The 1,116-nt window shown below is 69.1% G+C and carries 1 protein-coding gene and 1 pseudogene; both read right to left on the bottom strand.

What is annotated here, in order from left to right:
• Positions 1 to 51: 51 nt before the first annotated feature.
• On the bottom strand, positions 52 to 699 hold the full coding sequence (gene kdpC, locus ABD269_RS33560) for a potassium-transporting ATPase subunit KdpC (RefSeq protein ID WP_344124165.1): 648 nt from the start codon (positions 697 to 699) through the stop codon (positions 52 to 54).
• A gap of 5 nt (positions 700 to 704) precedes the next feature.
• Positions 705 to 1,116: pseudogene (locus tag ABD269_RS33555) on the bottom strand (potassium-transporting ATPase subunit B); the annotation flags it as partial.

Here is a 1,116-nt window from a genome sequence, read left to right as displayed (position 1 = left end):
GGCCGGGGCTCCGTGCCCCGGCCGTCCGCCGTTGTCGTCACCGCCGGTGCGTCAGCCCTTGACGAGCTCGCGCAGCGCGACGTTGAGCCGGAGGACGTTGACGCGCTCCTCGCCCATGAAGCCCAGGATGCGCCCGTCGGTGTGGTCGTCGACCAGCTTGCGGACCTCGTCCGCCGGCAGGTGGTTGGCCTTGGCGACCCGGTCGGCCTGGAGCCGTGCGTACGCCGGGGAGATGTCGGGGTCGACACCGGAGCCGGAGGCGGTGAGGGCGTCCGTCGGGACCGCCGCCGGGGAGACGCCGTTGAAGGCGGCGACGTCGGCGCGGCGCTGCTGGACGCTGTCCAGCAGGACCTTGCTGTCCGCGGCGAGGTTGGAGGGCCCGGACACCAGCAGCTTGTACTGCGTGTTCTCGGTGTTGGGACCGGCCGCCGAGGGCCGGCCCTGGAAGAACTTCGGGTCGGGCAGCGGGTTCCCGGCCTTGTCCTTCTCGTCGAGCGTGTAGGACTGGCCGAGCCGCTCGGAACCGACGGACTTGCCGCCCACCTTGATCTCGGAGCCGTTGGCCTTGTCGTGGAAGGCCACCTGGGCGATGCCGGTGACGACCAGGGGGTAGATCACCCCGCAGACCAGCGTGAGGACGAGCAGGGCCCGCAGGCCCGCGCCGACCAGCCGGGCCGTGCTGCGTACGGAGTTGTTCATGGAGGTCACCCGATGCCAGGGATGAGGGAGATGAGCAGGTCGATGATCTTGATGCCGATGAACGGGGCGACGAGGCCGCCCAGTCCGTAGACGGTGAGGTTGCGCCGGAGCATGCTGTCCGCGCTCATCGGCCGGTAGCGCACGCCCTTGAGGGCGAGCGGCACCAGGGCCACGATGACCAGCGCGTTGAAGATGACGGCCGAGAGGATCGCGGTCTGCGGGCTGTGCAGGCTCATGATGTTGAGCTTGTCGAGGCCGGGGTAGGCCACCGCGAACATCGCCGGGATGATCGCGAAGTACTTCGCGACGTCGTTGGCGATCGAGAAGGTGGTCAGCGCGCCGCGGGTGATCAGGAGCTGCTTGCCGATCTCGACGATCTCGATGAGCTTGGTGGGGTTGGAGTCCAGGTCCACCATG

Origin of the sequence: Streptomyces blastmyceticus (assembly GCF_039521185.1) — a bacterium.
GTDB lineage: Bacteria > Actinomycetota > Actinomycetes > Streptomycetales > Streptomycetaceae > Streptomyces > Streptomyces blastmyceticus.
Note: the sequence above shows the minus strand (reverse complement) of the source record. Positions and strands in the feature narration are given on the sequence as shown.

What these genes read in the sequence shown, in the direction of transcription:
- kdpC (WP_344124165.1), bottom strand. Translation starts at nt 699, where the DNA reads ATGAACAACTCCGTACGCAGCACGGCCCGGCTGGTCGGCGCGGGCCTG.